The sequence below is a fragment of the Ignavibacteriales bacterium genome (assembly GCA_016709155.1).
Classification (GTDB): domain Bacteria; phylum Bacteroidota; class Ignavibacteria; order Ignavibacteriales; family Ignavibacteriaceae; genus JADJEI01.
On record JADJEI010000001.1, the window covers coordinates 1,762,275 to 1,779,115 of the forward strand.

The 16,841-nt window shown below is 33.8% G+C and carries 15 protein-coding genes and 1 pseudogene; 10 read left to right on the plus strand and 6 right to left on the minus strand.

Features of this window, described 5'->3' with window-relative positions; all coding sequences use genetic code 11:
- Positions 1 to 115: 115 nt before the first annotated feature.
- The 6 genes from IPH11_08460 to IPH11_08485 form a co-directional block, all read right to left on the minus strand.
- A complete protein-coding gene (locus IPH11_08460) occupies positions 116 to 631 on the minus strand; it encodes a hypothetical protein (GenBank protein MBK6913688.1) in 516 nt (171 codons plus the stop codon).
- Between the two features lie 10 nt (positions 632 to 641).
- Positions 642 to 887 (minus strand): hypothetical protein, encoded by a 246-nt coding sequence (locus IPH11_08465; GenBank protein ID MBK6913689.1) that lies wholly within the window; start codon positions 885 to 887, stop codon positions 642 to 644.
- A 16-nt stretch (positions 888 to 903) separates the two neighbouring features.
- Positions 904 to 1,515 (minus strand): YdeI/OmpD-associated family protein, encoded by a 612-nt coding sequence (locus IPH11_08470; GenBank protein MBK6913690.1) that lies wholly within the window; start codon positions 1,513 to 1,515, stop codon positions 904 to 906.
- Positions 1,516 to 1,712: 197 nt separating this feature from the next.
- Positions 1,713 to 2,486 carry a hypothetical protein gene (locus IPH11_08475; GenBank protein MBK6913691.1) on the minus strand — a complete coding sequence of 258 codons (774 nt, stop codon included), beginning with the start codon at positions 2,484 to 2,486 and terminating at the stop codon, positions 1,713 to 1,715.
- Positions 2,487 to 2,990: 504 nt separating this feature from the next.
- Positions 2,991 to 3,635: a hypothetical protein gene (locus IPH11_08480; GenBank protein ID MBK6913692.1), complete on the minus strand. Its 645-nt coding sequence runs from the start codon at positions 3,633 to 3,635 to the stop codon at positions 2,991 to 2,993.
- Positions 3,636 to 3,684: 49 nt separating this feature from the next.
- Positions 3,685 to 4,068 (minus strand): DUF2225 domain-containing protein, encoded by a 384-nt coding sequence (locus IPH11_08485; GenBank protein MBK6913693.1) that lies wholly within the window; start codon positions 4,066 to 4,068, stop codon positions 3,685 to 3,687.
- Positions 4,069 to 4,302: 234 nt separating this feature from the next.
- On the opposite strand from IPH11_08485, the gene carA reads away from it, so the two are divergent.
- The 10 genes and pseudogenes from carA to IPH11_08535 all read left to right on the plus strand — a co-directional run bounded on the left by carA (position 4,303) and on the right by IPH11_08535 (position 16,804).
- On the plus strand, positions 4,303 to 5,379 hold the full coding sequence (gene carA, locus IPH11_08490; GenBank protein MBK6913694.1) for a glutamine-hydrolyzing carbamoyl-phosphate synthase small subunit: 1,077 nt from the start codon (positions 4,303 to 4,305) through the stop codon (positions 5,377 to 5,379).
- 110 nt (positions 5,380 to 5,489) lie between these two features.
- A complete protein-coding gene (carB, locus tag IPH11_08495; protein ID MBK6913695.1) occupies positions 5,490 to 8,699 on the plus strand; it encodes a carbamoyl-phosphate synthase (glutamine-hydrolyzing) large subunit in 3,210 nt (1,069 codons plus the stop codon).
- 117 nt (positions 8,700 to 8,816) lie between these two features.
- A complete protein-coding gene (locus IPH11_08500; GenBank protein ID MBK6913696.1) occupies positions 8,817 to 9,773 on the plus strand; it encodes a helix-turn-helix transcriptional regulator in 957 nt (318 codons plus the stop codon).
- 239 nt (positions 9,774 to 10,012) lie between these two features.
- Positions 10,013 to 10,360 carry a carboxymuconolactone decarboxylase family protein gene (locus IPH11_08505; GenBank protein MBK6913697.1) on the plus strand — a complete coding sequence of 116 codons (348 nt, stop codon included), beginning with the start codon at positions 10,013 to 10,015 and terminating at the stop codon, positions 10,358 to 10,360.
- Positions 10,361 to 10,459: 99 nt separating this feature from the next.
- Entirely contained in the window at positions 10,460 to 10,966 is a 507-nt protein-coding gene (locus IPH11_08510) for a hypothetical protein (protein ID MBK6913698.1), read from the plus strand.
- 151 nt (positions 10,967 to 11,117) lie between these two features.
- Positions 11,118 to 11,480: a nuclear transport factor 2 family protein gene (locus IPH11_08515; GenBank protein ID MBK6913699.1), complete on the plus strand. Its 363-nt coding sequence runs from the start codon at positions 11,118 to 11,120 to the stop codon at positions 11,478 to 11,480.
- A gap of 141 nt (positions 11,481 to 11,621) precedes the next feature.
- A complete protein-coding gene (locus tag IPH11_08520; GenBank protein MBK6913700.1) occupies positions 11,622 to 11,855 on the plus strand; it encodes a hypothetical protein in 234 nt (77 codons plus the stop codon).
- Between the two features lie 990 nt (positions 11,856 to 12,845).
- Complete coding sequence (locus IPH11_08525) at positions 12,846 to 13,274, plus strand: hypothetical protein (protein ID MBK6913701.1); 429 nt, start codon at positions 12,846 to 12,848, stop codon at positions 13,272 to 13,274.
- Between the two features lie 341 nt (positions 13,275 to 13,615).
- Positions 13,616 to 13,800, plus strand: a pseudogene (locus IPH11_08530) (T9SS type A sorting domain-containing protein).
- Positions 13,801 to 14,122: 322 nt separating this feature from the next.
- Entirely contained in the window at positions 14,123 to 16,804 is a 2,682-nt protein-coding gene (locus tag IPH11_08535) for a hypothetical protein (protein ID MBK6913702.1), read from the plus strand.
- Positions 16,805 to 16,841: the final 37 nt, after the last annotated feature.

Here is a 16,841-nt window from a genome sequence, read left to right on the forward strand (position 1 = left end):
TTTTCTGTGCTGTTAAAAAATAATGAGGAAGAGTGACTTTTAAGCGGGAAAAATTTTCAATAGTATGTGGATTAGATGAACAAGAAAGAATTTAATTGTGAATTTTAAATGTTGCTCAGTTAAAAACATCTTCCCAATTAGCATGTGGTTTACCGAGCCAAACCCACACGATAAAATCCACAATTGCCGGCTCGCCGTCAAGCTCACGAAATCGTGTGTTAATTTGACCGCGATGGTATGTGCTATGAGAAGCTACTTGCAGCATGGTTTCTTCCAATGTTGCAGGCACAACTTTTTTACCAATTCTTCTTTCCATAAACTTTGACCAGGGAATTTCGATTATCTTCTCACCGGCTTTTTCTGAAGAGAGAAACAAATTCATTTTTTCTTGATATTTCCTCCCCCATAGAGCTATTGATTTTAGATTTGTAAACTCTTCCGGCTTAGGAATTTTAGGTGGGTGTTCATCACAAAGAAAAAAATATGCATATTGAACCTGATGAAGATGATAAATAAGTTTTTTGATGCGCTCATCATTTTCGGCTGCAGGCAAGCTTAAAACTTTTTTCCAGACTTCTGCATCAGCCCACATCATATGTTTAAATAAACTTTTCAATTGCACCGATAGCATAATAACCCTTTCAGCAGCTTTTATTAAAAATTATATTATCCATCTCCAAAAGATTATCAAGCCTAATTGTCAATCCAAAATCAGTTTTGAGATATTCGGTTTTATCTTTTGAGTAAACATCAGTAATAACACACTCGTTCATTTCAATTTCGTTTTTTTCGTTAAAGTATATAAGCCTGATTTTTTGCTTTCTTACTGCGCGAAGTTCTAACTCATCATGAAGTCCGCAATCAATGGGTACATATTCTTTATTCATTAAATTGTGTACTTTATCATTTCATATATTTCCAGTTGCGAGATTTGCCTTCAGTCATCCACTCAATCGCTGTTTCCATTCTACGATTTTTTGTTTCATCCGTTTTTGCTTCTGTAACCCATTCTATATATTCTCTTTTGTGTGATGGACTAAAGTTCTCAAACGTTGTAAATGCTTTTTTGTTTTTCATTAGTTGTTTTAAAAAGTAATCTGGAACAACAATTTCCTTTTTAGCCGTTATAATTTTTCTTGGCGGAAGTTTAATTCCTTTTTCATTTAATATGATTGCGTCTGTAATGTGAGCAATAATCTTTTTATCTGATGGAAGATCTTTTATTGAGGTGATTTTACCATAATGCCCCATTGCAGATTCTGATTTTGCATTTGCAATTAAAGTTTTATCTTTCATCAGCGCAGCCTTCCAAAATCCAAAAGAGCAATGCTGCTTAAAAGCTGCCATATCGCACAGTGGTCCTTTGTACTCAAAGTGCGGGAATCCCCATTTGATGGTTTCTTCAACATCAGGGCAAGCTTTGTGCAAGAGTTCCCTGATGTGAATTAAAATCGGTTTTGCAAATTCAGCAGACCTGGATATGTATAAATCTATTCGCGGGTCTTTATTTAATATTTGTTTTTCCTTTAAACTTTCTTTTTATAAAATCTATTTATAAAGAAGTTCATTCAAAAATAAAAACCGATACAAAAATAATTTCATATCGGCTTAATGAAAATTATTAACCACCTGTCTAACGCAAAAGTAACCTTTAGCCCATTCCGTCCGTTAGCAATCGGACAGCATTACAACGTAGAAAGGCGACTTAATCATTACTTTTTTATATAGCTCAAATCCGGTCTGATGTAACCATATTTTTGTTCAAGATTTATTAGAAGAGGTGTAAACTTATTCCACAACACTTCTTCGTCCTTGCCTGTAATTTCGTTGTTTGACTTTAATGTTTGGTAGAAATCAATAGCGCTTTTTGCATACTCCGTTAATACAAGCAGATTATTATCCTCTCCCAATTCCATTGTCCAAACGCTGTATCCAGTGTTGATATTTTTATCCTCGTAAAGTTTTTTCCATTCCTTAAGCACATCCATCATCTCGTTTCGCTTATCAGCTTTGTAATGAAAAAATATCCAGTGTATAAAACTTTGTTCATCTTGCTTTATGCGTGGTTCTTTCGGAACATAAGAAAGATCGGCTGACCACTTAATAACAAACTCGCGATAAGTTTCAATAGTCTTAGTATTTTCAGTCATAAACGCTGACCATTTATCCTCGCCTAACTTTTCGAGAGCCGAATTAAACTTTGCGGGAAAGCCATCTATTTCGGCATAACCTGATATTGGAATTAGATAATAATAGGTAAAATCCTCCGTTTGAGATGCATGAATCATATCAATGTCTAATTCTGCTTTATGCATCATCTCAACCCATTCAACAGAAGTTGCTTCATACTGATTTATCATTTCAGCTTTTGCAGTCTCTTGGTGGACAAGATATAATTGATCTTTAGGGGCTTCTTGTGCAAGTAAGAATTGAGAACATAGTATAACGACTCCGGCAAGAAACATCGAAAACTTTTGGTAAAACATAATAGTGCCTTTTGAAATTGTTGAAAGTTAAAATTTATTAGCATCCACTCTGGTTACGGCTGGAAATGTTTATTAGGATGTGACCTGAAAATATGAATGTAAATTATGAGTTGCAAGAAGAATTCTGATATAGATTAAAATTGTTTTAGCAATGAATTTAATAGACACTCTATTTTTTGGTTGAAAAAGCCCCCCCCTTTTTTCATTTTTTTTTTCCCCCACTCTTCTTGCGGGGTGTGTCCCCCCGCAAATTTCTTTTTTTTTTTTTTTTTTTTTTAGTGTCGCAAAAAAATTTTTTTGAAAAAAATTTTTACCAAGTTTTTTTAAATATTTAAAAAAACCCGGGGGAGAAAAAAACCCCCCCAAAAAAAAAAAAAAAAAACCTCCCCCGGGGGGGGGGAAGTTTTTTTTTGCTCCGAAAAATTTTTTTTTTTTCCCCCTTTGGTGGGCAGAAAAAACGCCCGCCGGGGGGGGTGTTTAATTTATAATTATTTTGTCTATCATTTATTCCCGGTATTTATCAATCCAGTAACCCCAAATGATTATTAACCATTGAGCATTTCCGACTATTCCTATTGCTTCAATTGAAGGGGGTGGTGGTCCAACAATATTTGAAACATACATCGCAACTAAGAATATAATTAATCCGATTAACGAATAAGTGCCAATTTTATTTTTAGCCTTAGTTGCTTTGTAGTAAAAGTAAACTCCCAAACTAAAAATCAGTCCTTCTAAAATTATTGTTGCAGGCAAGCTATTCCATAATCCAAATCCAACTTTTATGCTTTCACCTGGAAAGATCGGCAAATCAGGAATGTGCACGAATAGATCAAGAACCCAGTGACTTAGCACAAGCAGACCAAGAATTATAGCTGTCTTAATTTTCTTTTTAAAAAGAAAATAAACAAAGCCAAACAGAATAGCCCAAACAATAACTCCAAATAAACTGTGTGTAAATGGGTAGTAGGTAAAATCTAATGGAGTAACAACAGTAGCGCCAGGATTTATTTCGGCTTTCTCAATTCCAAGTAAAATGAGTATTGGCCAGATAAGATCAATCCATTGCGCCGCCATAAAACAAGTTCCAAGTGATGCAGACTTTTCAAGTTTTTTACCTGCAAAGCCGGCACCAAAATGTCCAATAAACATATATGCCTCTAAATTTTATTTTCATGTAAATTATAAAATGGTGATTTCATCAATTGATTATTTCAACAAGTGCCCATTTTAATTTGTCATTGTAGAAAGGGTCATTATTGATGAACGCTTCATAATTAAAAATTGCCAGAAAAGTAAAATTATCTTTATCATACTTTTCAGGTAGATTATGAAAGAGCCATGGACCTTTGACAATATTTGTACAAAGTTTAAAAGATTGATACTCAAGTTGTTTGTAAGTACTCGCAGTCAATTTAGAAGTGAAGGAAATATCGTAATGACGATCATCTTCGTAGCGTGATAATTTTGATAAAGATTTTTTATCAACAGAAATATTTGGAATAATATTATCAACAATTTTTTTTGCGATTGATTTTTTATCTGCATTGATGATTAGTCGAATGTGTGCGTCTTTAGTAATCATTTAATGCCTGTTAAATTTGTGTTTTCGATGTCATCAAACATAATTATTTGGGTTTCATTTAACAACAAAACTAAAAAAATTGCTTTAGAGTTCGGTAAAGATTATATTTCTCTTCCAAAAAGAGACTAATTGAACAAATCAAAAAATAAAATTCCAGTTGTAATAATTTCAAAATTTAAAGTGCAAGCCGCTCATTGAGTGGCTATTTTTTTATCTGAAAACGCTTGATGAATTATGAATAAACAAAACACAAAAGCCAAACTTATTCTTGAAGATGGAACTGAATTTACCGGTTACAGTTTTGGATTTGAAGGAAACACAAACGGAGAAGTTGTGTTTAACACCGGAATGGTCGGCTATCCTGAAACTATGACTGATCCTTCTTATCGCGGACAAATTTTAGTTTGCACTTATCCGCTTATTGGTAATTATGGAATTCCATCTAAAGAAAAAGAAGATGGATTATTTAAAAATTTTGAATCAGATAATATTCATTGCCGTGCATTGATAGTTTCAGATTACTCATTTGATTATTCACATTGGAGTGCCGAACGTTCTTTATCAGACTGGATGATCGAAGAAAAAATTCCCGGTATTTATGGAATTGATACAAGAATGTTAACAAGAAAACTTCGAGATAAAGGAACAATGCTTGGAAAGATTATAATTGATGAAAAAGCAAATATTGCTTTTCAAGATCCAAACAAAACAAATCTTGTTGGCGAAGTAAGCGTTAAAGAAGTTGTTGAATACAAAGCCGGCAAACAAAAAATAATTCTTGTGGATTGTGGAACAAAGAATAATATAATTCGTGCTTTTCTTGGAAGAGATATTACAGTTATCCGAGTGCCATACAATTATGATTTTACAAAGATAGAAGCAAACGGAATTGTAATTTCAAATGGTCCGGGCGATCCAAAGCTAAATACAAAAACTATTGAGCATGCTAAGATTGCAATGCAGTCTAACAAACCAATTCTCGGAATTTGTCTTGGCTCCCAAATTCTTGCTCTTGCGGCAGGAGCTGATACATACAAATTAAAATATGGTCATCGCGGGCACAACCAGCCTTGCAATGAACTTGGAACTAAACGCTGTTACATAACTTCGCAAAATCATGGTTATGCTGTTGATTCAAAAACTTTAGCGCAGGATTGGCGTGAATGGTTTGTTAATGATAACGACGGAACTAACGAAGGAATAATTCATATATCAAAACCATTTTTTGCTTCACAGTTTCATCCGGAAGCTTCTCCCGGACCAGACGACAGCGAATTTATTTTTGATATGTTTGTTAGAGCACTTAAGTAAAAAGCCAAAGTCATCCTGAGCGAAGTCGAAGGATGAGAGTATGAATAAAAGATTTTAATATGGTCACACTTCGACTTCGCTCAGTGTGACAGAAATACTGAATTCAGATTATGATAAAAAAAGGTAAACCAAAAAAAGTTTTAATTCTTGGCAGTGGTGCTTTGCAAATTGGACAGGCCGGTGAGTTTGATTACTCCGGCTCGCAAGCAATTAAAGCGCTTAAAGAGGATGGAATTACAACTGTACTTGTAAATCCAAACATCGCAACGATTCAAACATCAGAAAATTTTGCAGATAAAGTTTATTTCGTTCCAATTAAAACTGAGTTTGTTGAAAAAATAATCCTTAAAGAACAACCTGATTCAATTCTACTTCAGTTCGGTGGACAAACGGCATTAAATGTTGGAGTTGATTTATATGATAAAGGAATCTTAGAAAAGTTTAACATAAAAGTTCTCGGTACTCCAGTTGATACAATTAAAGATACTGAAGACAGATTATTGTTTGGTGATCGTGTTGCAGAAGTTGGATTAAAGGTTGCACGAAGCAAAACTGCCGCTTCAGTGAATGAAGCTGTAAAAGCTGCGGAAGAAATTAATTTTCCTGTTATGGTTCGCATTGCTTATGCACTTGGTGGATTAGGATCCGGAATTGTAAACAACAAAGAGGAGTTGATTGAAAAAGCAAAGCGAGCATTTTCATTTACAAACCAAATTTTAATTGAGGAATCACTTTACGGCTGGAAAGAAGTTGAGTATGAAATTGTCCGCGATAATTATGATAACTGTATTACAATCTGTTCAATGGAGAATATTGACCCGATGGGAATACATACAGGCGACAGCGTTGTAATTGCGCCGGTTCAAACATTATCCGCAAAAGAAAATTTTAAGCTTCGTTCAATAGGAATAAAACTGATTCGTCATCTCGGAATTATCGGCGAATGCAACATTCAATATGCACTTGATCCAAATTCTGAAGATTATAGAATTATTGAAGTGAACGCTCGATTGAGTAGAAGTTCCGCGCTTGCATCCAAAGCTACTGGTTACCCGCTTGCATTTATCGCAACAAAACTTGCACTTGGTTATGCGCTTAACGAAGTAGTAAATGCAATCACACAAGAAACCTCAGCCAACTTTGAGCCTGCACTTGATTATGTTGCATTAAAATTTCCTCGTTGGGATTTGCAAAAGTTTCAGCAAGTCAGTACCAAGCTTGGCTCCGAGATGAAATCCGTTGGAGAAGTTATGTCTCTGGGTAGAAGCTTTGAAGAAGTTTTACAAAAAGCAATTCGTATGCTTGATGTTGGAATGCTTGGATTTGTTGGCAACGAAATGAACTTTACGAATCTTGATAAAGAATTATCTGAACCAACCGATAAAAGAATTTTTGCAATTGCAGATGCACTTAAGCAAGGTTATTCTGTTGACAAGATTCACAATCTTACAAAAATTACAAAATGGTTTTTGTATAAGATGAAAAATATTGTTGAGAATGAGCGAGTAATTAAAAACCTTCGAGATTTCAAAAACCTTGATGGCTTGAATGTAGAACTAATGAGACAAGCAAAGCAAAATGGTTTTTCTGATTTACAAATTGCAAATCTTACCAATACAAAAGAACTTGATGTCCGTGAGTATCGTAAATCATTAAATGTAATTCCCGTTGTAAAACAGATTGATACAATGGCAGCAGAGTTTCCTGCACAAACAAATTATTTATACTTAACTTATCACGGAGTTGAAGATGATATTTCACTCGGTGAGAAAGATCAAATAATTGTTTTGGGCAGTGGTCCTTATCGCATTGGTTCATCGGTTGAGTTTGATTGGTGTTGTGTTAATGCCGCCAATCAAGTAAACAAGAGCGGTTACAAATCAATAATGATAAACTGTAATCCGGAAACAGTAAGTACCGATTATGATATTTGTGATAAACTTTACTTCGAACAATTAACACTTGAGCGCGTGCTTGATATTTGCGACAAAGAAAATCCTGCGGGAGTAATTGTTTCGATGGGTGGACAGGTGCCGAACAATATTTCAATGAAACTTCATAAAGCGGGAATAAAAATAATTGGCACTTCTCCCGAACAAATTGATAACGCAGAAAGCCGTCACAAATTTTCCAAGATACTTGATTCCATCGGTGTTGATCAACCGGAATGGCGCGAAGTTACTACACTTGATGATGCAAAACAGTTTTCGCAAAATGTTGGTTACCCTGTTTTGATAAGACCAAGCTATGTACTTAGCGGTGCAGCAATGAGTATTGTTTTAACTGAAGATGAACTTGAGTTGTATTTGAAAAAAGCAACTGACCTCAACACTGAACATCCAGTTGTAATAAGCAAGTTTATAACTGATGCAAGAGAGATTGAAGTTGACGCTGTTGCAACTAATGGTGAACTTTTTTGCTATGCAATTGCAGAGCATGTTGAAAATGCAGGTGTACATTCCGGTGATGCGACAATAGTTCTGCCTCCTCAGCGGACATATCTTGAAACAATGCGAAGAGTAAAAATGATTACACGTGAGATAGCAAAGGAATTGGAGATAACCGGTCCATTCAACATTCAGTTTATTGCAAAGGATAATGAAGTAAAAGTAATTGAATGCAATCTTCGCGCATCAAGGAGTTTTCCATTTGTATCTAAAACTTTAAAAATAAATTTTGTAGAAATTGCTACAAGATTAATGCTTGGTGAAAAAGTTCCGCGTATTGATAAATCATCTTTCGATCTTGATTATGTCGGAGTTAAAGCATCACAGTTTTCTTTTACAAGATTAAAAGGCAGCGATCCTGTTACGGGAGTTGAAATGTCATCAACCGGTGAAGTAGCTTGTTTGGGTGATGATTTTAATGAAGCATTTTTAAAAAGCAGTCTGGCTATCGGGAGAAAAATTCCCCAAAAAGGTGTTTTGCTTTCTACAGGCACACCAAAAAATAAAGCAGAGCTTATTGATGAATTAAAAATTCTCCAAAAGATGGGATTAAAATTTTACGGAACAAAAGGCACATCAGAGTTTTATAAAGAAAATGGCGGACTGGATGTTGAAGTTTTATATCGTCCGTTTGATAACCAGGAACCAAGCATATTAAGTTATATGGGCAATGGCGAAATTGATCTTGTGATTAACATTCCCAAAACTTCTGAAAAAGTTGAACTTGACAGTGATTATATCATTAGAAGAAAAGCTGTTGATCTTAATATTGCGTTGTTCACAAATGTTCAAATAGCAAAAAGATTTGTTAAAGCGCTTAAGAACTACAAGCCTTCAGAACTAAAAATGAAAAGCTGGGATGAGTATGAATGAAATCTATTGGCTAACCAAATCGGGTATTTTTTATCTAATGTTTATTTACTAATATTCCTGCGCTTATAATTGAGTTCCTTTTTCGATTTAAAATTAAAATCATACTTATTTCTTGTTATGCCTAAAAAAGAAATACTTATAATCAAAAACCTCGCGGAATTCGAGGCAAAGATTAATCGGGATAATAAGCCCTACGATATTAATATGTTGGTAATGCCGGGAACATTGCAGGATAAACATAAAAATGTGGATCCGGTTAATGGTATTCTTGCATTGCGAAGACAGTTCAATCTAATTTATCTTTTGCTTGATGGTATACACGATGTGCATCTTGGTGCAGATTACCGCTGGTTAAAACCAAACGACTTAGTAATAGTTCCTGAAAATATGGTCTATGCTTCTTCACACGTGCGTGAATGCAAAGGTTACTGCATTCATTTCAAAACGGAATTTATACAGCCGTTGTTAAATGGTCCTCTCAATTCTCAATTCCCTTGTTTTGATATGAATGCAGAGCACGTCATTAATATTTCTGATGAACAAAGTGAATTGATTCAGCAATCATTTAAAGATATAATATCTGAATACGAAAGGTTTTCTCACGAGAAAGATTATCTGCTGCGAAACTATATCCATATTTTACTTTTACGTGTTAGAGAAATCTACCAGCCGCTTGCACAAAAAATAAAACAAAATACGAACCGCTCTGCTCAACTTGCGAACAAATTTAAACATCTCGTTGAACAGAATTTTGTTAATATGCATAAGGTTCAGGATTATGCTGATCAGATACATATATCTTCAAAACATCTTTGCGATGTAGTGCTTGAAACATTTGGGAGAACTCCCCGCGATATGATTAATGATATTCTGCTGCTCGAAGCGAAAGTTCAATTGGGTTCGACGGATAAAACCGTTACTGAAATAGCACTTGAACTTAACTTTAATGATCAATCTCATTTCACTCATTTTATAAAACAGCGAACAGGCTTTTCACCGCTTGAACTTCGTGAGAAATTTCAAACAAATATAGATGAGGTAAAATTCTTAACAGGATTTTCTCCAGCCAATTAGCCTTCAAGTTTCTGATTCATACATACTTTACCGAATTCTATACAAGCGCACCCGATTTAATAAAATTATTTTAACCACCGTAATTCTTAAAGTTTAATAATTCTTAGTTCTCAGTATTGTCTTACAAAAAATATTTATCAGCGAGATAAATTTTCAAAAGCAGTTAAACAACTTATAAACAAATTCAAAAGGAGTATCGTTATGAACAGGAAAGAAGTTTTTCAGGATATCGAAAAACATTGGGAAAAGTTCCAGCGTTTTTCAAATTGGTTCCGGATAGATCGCTTGAGTTGGAGTGGAATCTTTTTAAAACACTTCAACTTAATGAAAGTCCAATTCCAAATAAATACAAAGAGTTGATTGGTGTTGCAGTAGCTGCAGTAACAAGATGCAAGTATTGTTCATTCTTTCACACAGAAGTTGCAAAACTTTTCGGAGCGAGTGATGCGGAAGTAGAAGATGCAGTCCACTACGCTAAATCAAGCGCCGGCTGGAGTACATATCTTAACGGTATGCAGATGGATTATGATCAGTTCTGCAAAGAACTGCTTGCATCAATAGAGTACATTAAAAAATCTCAGAAGTAAAGCACGTATAATTTTTTCTTTTAATTAGTTCAGAGTTAAGCTCAAAAAGAAAACTGATTTTGTTAACAATATAATTGTATTCAAGATAGGAGATAAACAATGAAGAAAATAATTTATTTTATCACACTCGCTGTATTTTTAATTGGATTTATTTTTAACAGCAACGCACAGATAGTAAACAGTCCTTTAACCGGACAACAATTCAAAGGCAGCGTATTTATTAATGCGCCGGGCGAAAAAATATGGAGCCTGCTTACAGATGTGAAGAAACATTCTGCAATTATGGGTTCAGAATACAAGGGTGGTGCCAAGACCTTTTCAAAAGTTGGTGAGAGTGCACGGTTAAAAGAAATGGGTGATGAAGGCACACTATTTTTAAGTTTCATTAACAAACCTTCCGAGTTAAGATTTAACTGGGAAGTTGATGGAGGTTCTTATTTATGTCAGGAAAGATGGCTTTTGTCGGCTGAAAATAAAGGGACCAAAGTAACATTCATAGAAAGATATACGGAGTCAGGCAAACAATCCAGCGAGGAGCTTTCAAAACAGACAGAATATTATAGTGAAGCACTCAAACGCCTTAAGCAAATGAGTGAATCGAAATAATTTTATTAATCAGCAGTCAAATATTTTGTTGATACGAAAAACTTGATTAGAAAGATAAATTCAAATGAAAATTAATTATATATTTTTTCTAATTTTTTCAATAAGCATATTTTGTTTTAGTCAATCAGATCAAAAATTTTTGGAAGATAATATGAATACCAATGAAACCTTAGAAACAGTAAATAAATTTAATGAAGCATTCAATAATCACGATGTTGATCGGATTATGGATCTGATGACTGATGACTGTGTATTTGAAAACACTCGTCCTGCTCCAGATGGCGAACGCTTTGAAGGACAGATTGCAATTCGTAAGGTTTGGGAAGAAATGTTCAATCGTTCGCCGAAAGCGCGATTTGTAACAGAAGAAATTTTTGCGTTCGGAGACCGCTGCATCGTTCGCTGGATTTATTATTGGATAAAGGAGGGGAAAGAAGGACACGTAAGAGGTGTTGATATAATCCGTGTGCGTAACGGAAAAATCGCCGAAAAATTTTCTTATGTGAAGGGATAAATTATTTGATAAAGAGATGACAGCTTTTTTAAACTGTCATCTCTTCCTTTTCATTAACTCATTATTGTTTGCAACGCATTCCATACCCCGATTACCAATAATATTTGCTTGACACTACAATCAAGTAAAAAAATTTGATGTATGAAGTTCGACTCAATAGTCAAAACTGGACTTTATTTTAATGTTGATTCAAACGGAAATCCATCTGATCTTAATCCTACTTATGTTCAGGCATACAGGTATCAGCAGCCAATCTCTCTTCGTTTAGGAATGAAAGTTACTTTTAATGCTATTCAATTATCATCGGGAATTTATTTTTACACTTTGAAAGCGGGATCTTTTATTGAAACGAAGAAGATGACTTTGATGAAATAATTTTCTTTGTCCTATGGTTCCCTTTGTAAAAAGTCCCGCTGTTAAGGCGGGACTTTTTTTTTATCTGATATTTTATTAACCCATCACTCTGTAATTGATAAAACATTGAATTCGAGACCAATAAAAAAAAATCATGTTTAGATGATCTAATTTTACTTGCATAAGATTGTAAAAAATGTACGTAAGACATCATCTTGGATAAATAAGATATAAACTTATGTAAATAAGTTATCAACATACGTAAATAAGATATAATCTTCTGTAAATAAGATGATCTTTCCGGTAAATAAGATGTAATCTTCCGTAAATAAGATGATATCTTCGGTAAATAAGATGGTATCTTACGTAAATAAGATATGATCTTCTGTACATAAGATGACATCTCCGGTAAATAAGATGGCATCTTACGTAAATAAGATAACATCTTCTGTACATAAGATGTCATCTTATGTGCGAATTTTAGCGATTTTCAAGATTTGGGGTGATTATTAGGGTAAAGGATTGCGGATAAGAAAGAATGGAAGTAAATTTTACTTAAAATGGAGCTTTTATCAGAAGGGCTTTAATATAGCTGGGCGAAGATTTTAATGAACAAACGCAATCAGTGGCTGAGTAAATAAAAAAAAATAATTTGGTTTTTATTTTTAAAACTCATAAAGTTGTACTGAAAACGGTGAGACAATTGATAGATAAAAAAGATAAAAATATATATGAATTTGTTGTCTATAAATAAAACAAGCAATAAGTTTAACCAAACAATTGAGGATGTTTTTGTGAAAATGGAAAATAGGAAAAAAAATTTAAGTGCACTTGTATTAAAAACAGTACTTGGAGTTAAAAGCCCGTTGGATAACATTCTCTAATTATGGAATGATATCCCGCAAAAAGATTAGAAAACAGAATGAAAATTAAATTTTTAATAGTAGATAACATTCCCCCCGCCGGAATGTTATCAAGCAATAAGGCGGGTTAAATAAGAGTTAGGTTGCTATGGACAAAGACAATATTATTTATGTAAGATTCATTGATGGAGGTAATGTCTCTATTCCAATTCAAAGTAAATACATATCTGAAAATACTTACGAATTATTACCAAATATTGAATTCGATTTTAATGACAAAACTATTTTGTTTGAATTTGGTCCTGAAGACATAGTAGAAACAAAACCTAGTAAGTCTCATTCTGGTTTAGTTGCCTCTATACTTATAAAACCTGGGAATCAAAATAATTCCTTTAAACGTCTACTTTTTTTTATCCTTAATGATGATTTAACTTTTGATGAAGCTAAAAGTACTTTTAATAAATCTGATTTAGGAAAACTAAATGGTTTTATCGAAAGTGATGGTTTTGTTTATCCAAGGATAAAAGATTTTTTTGAAAAATATAAAATTGATCTTCAAGAATATTTAGATAACTAAAGAAAATATTTTTGTTACTAATTTAGTAAACAACCTAACCTCTTTAATAAGTACAAAGTCAAGAGGATATAGAAATATTATTCAATCCATTTTATGGATTGCTAAAAAAGTTCTTTTAACATAGTTATGGCTATGCCAGAATTTTTGTCGTGCAACTTTACACAAATATATATGCCTATAATCTCATTCGTCATTTCCTCACCACCTTAAAAACAAAACTCTCCCCTGCTCAAGTTTTCCTAAACACTAAAAGTAATTTTCAATCAGCTAAATGGATTTGGGTTAAGTTGGAATTATTCAAAGTCTTTTGGGCCCTGCGCTAGTATCAGACTCTTCTCAACATTCATCAAGTTATAAAGATATACGATGTATTAGGTAATGAGTTGCAACTTTAGTTAACGAAGAAAAGCCCGTTGAAAGTTATGAAGTAAATTTTGATGCAAGTAGATTATCATCAGGAATATATTTCTACAAACTGCGGGCAGGCAGTTATGTTGAAACTAAGAAAATGATTTTGATGAGATAAGAATAAAATATTTTTAGAGATGACAACCTTTTTAAGCTGTCATCTCTTCCTTTTTCGTTAACACATTATTGTTTGCCACGCATTCCTATCCGCGGTTATCAAAATATTCATTTGCCACAATAATATATTTCTGCTTATATTCTTGCGGCTGAAAAAGAACCTTTCTTAAAATCTCATTCTATTTTTCAGATTAAACATTAATCAATTAAAAAACTTGATGTATGAAGTTCAAATAAATAGAGTTAGACAACCTCACCTACTTTTTTGTAATGGATATTTACGTCTGATTCGATTTTGCGTTTTCGTTTTAGCGAGTTCCTGCGTGCTATCATTTAATATCTATCCACAAAGTTCAAACGTTACTTTCGAACATTTCAATGTTAAACAAGGTGTGTCATCTCCAAACATCAGTGATATTTATCAGGATCGGACAGGATATATTTGGATTTATACTCAACAAGGATTGGATCGATATGACGGCTACAAATTTACCTCTTATAAATATCCTAAAAAATCTAAAGTACTTTCTTTACTATTACCGGGAACGATCAAAGAGGATAAGCGAGGAAATATCTGGATTGCATCAATCAATGGTGGAATTGAAAAATTTAATCCTCAGACAGAAACATTTAAAAATTATCTGCCAGATCCTAAACATTCCAGAACCGGATGGGGTAACTATGTACTGGAAATTTATATTGATAAAACCGATATAATGTGGATTGGTACTGCATACGGATTTTACAAATTTAATGAGGCAAGCGGTTCATTTACTCAATTTCTACATAAAGAAGATGATCCAAATAGTCTTGGTCATAACTCAGTGAATGGTATTTATGAAGACAAGTCGGGGACTCTTTGGTTAGCAACCGGCGGAGGGCTTGATAAGTATGACAGAGAAAACAATAAATTTTATCACTACTGGCATTACCCGAATAATGAGTGGGGTGATCCAAAAACCAGGCAGTACTGGCTGCAAGCAATAACTGAAGACGTTGAAGGTGTTTTATGGATAGGAACAGATGGAGGATTATTAAAATTTGAAAAAAACACTGAGAAGTTTACCTTATACAGAAATAACATAGAAAATACAATTAGTTCACTATTTGATGATGGCTTAGAAAATATTTGGCTCAGTACCTGGGGGGGATTAGATATTTTTAATAAAAAAACTAAGACTTTCTTAAATTATAGTCGTGATGAGAATGATCAGGAGAGCTTGAGCGGTAATGGTGTTTCTTCTATTCTTCTTGATAGGACAGGTTCAATCTGGATTGGAACGTTCTACGAAGGCGTCAATAAATTAGACTACCCAAATCCTTGTTTTAAAAAATATATTAGCAATCCATTGAAAATGAAAAACCTCGATTTAGGTCAGGTCATTGAATTATATGAAGATAATAAAGGAACAATTTGGGTTGGTACCAATAAGGGTATGAAAATATTTGATACAAAAAATGAAACGATTATATCTAAATATAATTTTACTGGAATTGCTCACGATAAATCAGATAATATAATAATGAGCCCTGGAAATACTGGCTTATACAAATTTGATGGCAATAATTGGACATGTTATATTGATTCAACCGCTGGATCGTTTTCAGAATTTATTCGTTCTTTTTATCAAAGACATTATGATTATTTCTGGGTAGGAAGTTTTAATGGGGATCTATATTCGTTTTATCCTCTTACAAAAAAACTAAAACGGGTTGCGAACATTTTTGGAGAAAATATATCAACTATTTACGAAGACTCTTATGGTTTAGTCTGGTTTGGAGGATTTTCAACCGGTCTGTTTTGTTATGATCCCCAAAAGAATTCCGTGAAAGAATATGACTCCGTTCCTGAAGATTCTTCAACTATTATTGATAATAATTTTCTCTCAGCTTACGAAGATAAGAACGGAACACTCTGGTTTGGATGCGGTACCGGATTGGTCAGATTTAATCGTTCTAAAAATAATTTTACTCGTTTTTATGGTAATAATGGATTTGTGGACGGTGGTGTAAGCCAAATACTTGAAGACGACCACGGATATTTATGGATGAGCACAGGAAATGGAATTACTAAATTCAATCCGGTAACCGGTGAGTTTAAAGATTATTACTCTGCTAGTTATTTCCCGGAGATTAAATTTTATATGAAGGTTGGATGTAAATCAAAAAATGGCGAAATGTATTTTGGAGGGGACAACGGATTTATACGGTTCCATCCCGACAGTATTAAAGAAGATAATTTTATACCTCCGATTGTAATAACATCTTTTCGCAAATTTGAAAAACCCTTTCCATTCGGTAAAGAAATAGAACTCTCCCATTCAGATAATTTTATCTCATTTGAATTTGCTGCATTAAGTTATATAAACAGTGCGGAGAATCAATATGCCTATAAAATGGAGGGAGTAGATAAAGATTGGGTTTACTGCGGAACAAGACGATTTGCATCATACCCGAATATGGATCCAGGTGAGTATGTTTTCCGAGTTAAAGGTTCAACTAGTAACAGGGTTTGGAATGAAGCCGGAACATCGATAACAATAATTATTTCACCGCCCTTCTGGAAAACCTGGTGGGCTTATTTATTATATGCTGGTTTTTTCATATTTACTCTGTATGGAATAAGACGTTATGAGATGAACAGAATATCATATAAAAACCAGGTTAAAGTTGATAAGGCTGTATTGATAGAAAAAGAAGAAACAGAGAAAATAAAATCCAGGTTCTTTGCAAATATTTCACATGAATTTAGGACTCCGCTTACTCTTATTCTTGGTCCGGCAGAAAAAATTATTTCAAAAACATCAGATGATATCACTAAAGACGCTAACATCATCAAGCGAAACTCAAGGCGTTTACTACAGCTTATTAATCAATTGCTCGATCTCTCACGATTAGAAGCAGGAAAACTAAAACTCGAAGCTTCGAAAGGGGACATTGTTCCATTTGTAAAAGGAGTTGCACTCTCTTTTGAGTCCTTGGCTGAATCAAAGGATATCACTTAAAACTGCTGCCGGAAAAAGATTTTATAGAATTATACTT